Here is a 2,724-nt window from a genome sequence, read left to right on the forward strand (position 1 = left end):
GGTCGGCGAAGGCGCCGACGCCCAGGCCCAGCAGCCCCTCCAGCCCGAGCATGCGCAGCGCGCCGATGCTCAGGCCGAGCTGCGCGAGCGCGCTGCGGTTGGCGCCGAGGATCGCGCCGTCGGGGTCGACCGCGAGCAGCCCTTCGCGCACCGTGCCGATGCAGGCCGGCTCGGCATGGAAGTGCAGCCGCAACCCGTTGCGGAAGCGGTCGGCGAAGCACTGGTTCTCGATCATCCGCGCCGACAGGTCGACCAGCGCCAGCGTGTGCGGGTGGTACGAGCGCTGGTCGCCGCTCACGTCGAGCACGCCCATCACCCGGCCGGCATGGTCGAAGATCGGCGCGGCCGAGCAGGTGAGGAAGCGGTGGGCGCGCAGGAAATGCTCGTCGCCGTGCACCAGCGTCGGCGCCTCGGTGAAGAGGGCGGTGCCGACCGCGTTGGTGCCCTTGTTCGGTTCCGACCAGTTCACGCCGGGCGAGAGCGCCACCTGCTGCGCGCGTTCGAGGAAGGAGTCGTCGCCGAGGCTGTGCAGGATGCCGCCGTTCGGATCGGTCAGCGCGACCATGCTGTGCGACGAGGCGATCTGCTCGAACAGCAACTCCATCACCGGCGTCGCCTGTTCGTGCAGCCGGCGGTGGCGTTCGCGCGATTCCTGCAGCCGCGCGGCCGAGGCCCGGTTCAGTTCGGGCACCGCCGATTCGTCGAGCCCGAGCGCGGCGCAGCGCGCGTGCGACTGCGCGATCGCCTGCAGGTGCTGCGGCGACGCCACGTCGGCCGCGGTTCGGGTGGCGGGGGACTGAGAGCGCATGCTGCCTCCTTCGCGTGCCGCATTCTGCATGTTCGGGCGGGATCGCGCTGGCGCCGTCCCCGGCTGTCACAATCTGCGCCTTTCAAGCAAGGGCACAGGCGCGGAATGAGAGGCGCGGAATGAGTCGGGCGCGGCGGTCGCCGAGGATGTTGGTGCTGGCATTGGCCTGTGTGATGCTGGGCGCGGCGGCCGAATGGCGGCGCGCCGCGGCGAGCAGTGCGACGGCACGTGAACCGCGGCTCGCAGTGAAGCCGGCGAACGGGCCGGCGAAGCTGCCGCGCCTCGTGCCCCGCGCGTCGCAGCGCATCCCGATGCCCGACGGCGTGCCGGCCGCCCATGCCAGCGCGCTGACGGTGCTGCCGAGCGGCGAGCTGCTCGCGTTCTGGTGGGCCGGTTCGCGCGAGAGCGCACCGGATGTCAGCCTGTACCTCGCGCGCTGGGCCGACGGCCGCTGGAGCGCGGCGCAGAAGGTGGCCGACCGGGCCGGGCTGGGCCGCGAACTCGGCTTCGGCGTGCGCCGCATCGGYAACCCGTCGGCCTGGGTCGCACCGGACGGCCGCGTGCATGTCTTCATGGTCGCGACCGGCCTGGGCGGCTGGGCGGCGGCACGCGTCGTGCAGCTCGAATCGGCCGATGCGGCCCGCAGCTTCGCGGTGCGCCGCGTGCTGCCGCTGACGCCGCTGGCCGACACCAGCGTGCTGGTGCGCACCAACCCGGTCGGGCTCGACGATGGCGGCTGGCTGCTGCCCGCCTACTTCGAGCTGCGCAACAAGTACCCGATGCTCGTGTCCTTCGATGCCGACGGCGCGCCGCGCTGGCTGAGCCGCATCGGCCGCTCGACGACCGCGCTGCAGCCGGCGCTGCTGCCGGTGTCGGGCACCGAGCTGCGCGCGCTGATGCGCGACATCGGCCCGTCGCACCGCGTGCAGCAGGCGGTGAGCCACGACGCCGGCCGGCACTGGGAAGACGCGCCGCCGCTCGAGATCCCGAACCGCGACGACTCGGTCGCCGCGCTGCGGCTGGCCAACGGCGGCTACGTGCTGCTGCACAACGACACGCTGCCCGGCGGCTCGCCGCGCCAGTGGCTGCGGCTGTCGACCTCGGCCGATGCGCAGGCCTGGACGCCGGCGCTCGACGTGCAGCGTGGCAACGCCGGCGACGAGTTCTCGTACCCGAGCGTGCAGCAGCTGGGCCGGCAACTGCACGTCACCTACACCGCGCAGCGGCAGGCGATCGGGCATCAGGTCTATGACATCGAGGACGGGGAGGGCGCGCCATGAGCTTGCCGGAACTGGGCCTTCAGATCCTCTGGGCGCGGCTCGCCTGGGGCGTGGTCGCCGCGGCGCTGCTGCTGTCGCTGCTGCCTCTGCGCGCGATGAAGCCGCGCGCTGCCGTGGCACTGCTCGCGCTGGCCGCGATGTGGCTGCCTGGCCCCGCGTCGCCGGCCTGGTGGCTCGGCCTCGCGTTCCAGCAGCCGAGCGGGCTGTTCGCCGCGCTGGCCGGTGTCTCGCTCTGGAAGCGCTTCGCCGATCGCCCCCAGCAGCAGACCCTGCCCGTCGCACTCGCCGCGGCGCTGGTGCTCGGTGGCCTCGTGCTCTACGCCGATGCCGTCGGCGCACTGTCGCTCGGCCTGTACCCCTGGGGCTTCGAGCCGGTGCAGGCGCCGGTGGCAGCCATCGTGCTGTCGGTGCTCGCGCTCGCGGTGATCGTGCGCGGCCGGCAGCACGCGGCCGGCTGGGCGGTGCTGCTGGCGCTGACCTTCCACGCCGTGACGCACCTGCCGACCGGCAACTTCTTCGATGCGCTGCTGGACCCGCTGCTGTGGCTGTGGGCGCTGGCACGCTGCGTGGTGTTCCTGATCGCGCGGCTGCGTGGCCGCGCGGCCGTGGCGCCGACCTCCTGAGATCGAATCGACC

At 73.3% G+C, this 2,724-nt stretch carries 3 protein-coding genes; 2 read left to right on the top strand and 1 reads right to left on the bottom strand.

Annotated elements, in window-relative coordinates; all coding sequences use genetic code 11:
• Positions 1 to 808: sigma-54-dependent Fis family transcriptional regulator (locus AC1D01_RS28940; protein ID WP_477872564.1), on the bottom strand; the 808-nt coding region annotated here is incomplete at its 3' end.
• A 146-nt stretch (positions 809 to 954) separates the two neighbouring features.
• On the opposite strand from AC1D01_RS28940, the gene AC1D01_RS28945 reads away from it, so the two are divergent.
• Positions 955 to 2,088, top strand: coding sequence for a sialidase family protein (locus AC1D01_RS28945; protein ID WP_477872566.1), 1,134 nt, complete (start codon positions 955 to 957; stop codon positions 2,086 to 2,088).
• The gene (locus AC1D01_RS28950) at positions 2,085 to 2,711 is read left to right on the top strand and encodes a hypothetical protein (protein WP_477872568.1); all 627 of its coding nucleotides are present in this window, start codon (positions 2,085 to 2,087) and stop codon (positions 2,709 to 2,711) included. Before AC1D01_RS28945 ends, AC1D01_RS28950 begins: the two co-directional genes overlap by 4 nt.
• The last annotated feature ends 13 nt before the right edge of the window (positions 2,712 to 2,724 follow it).

It is taken from the genome of Rhizobacter sp. P3_B12 (assembly GCF_056402895.1).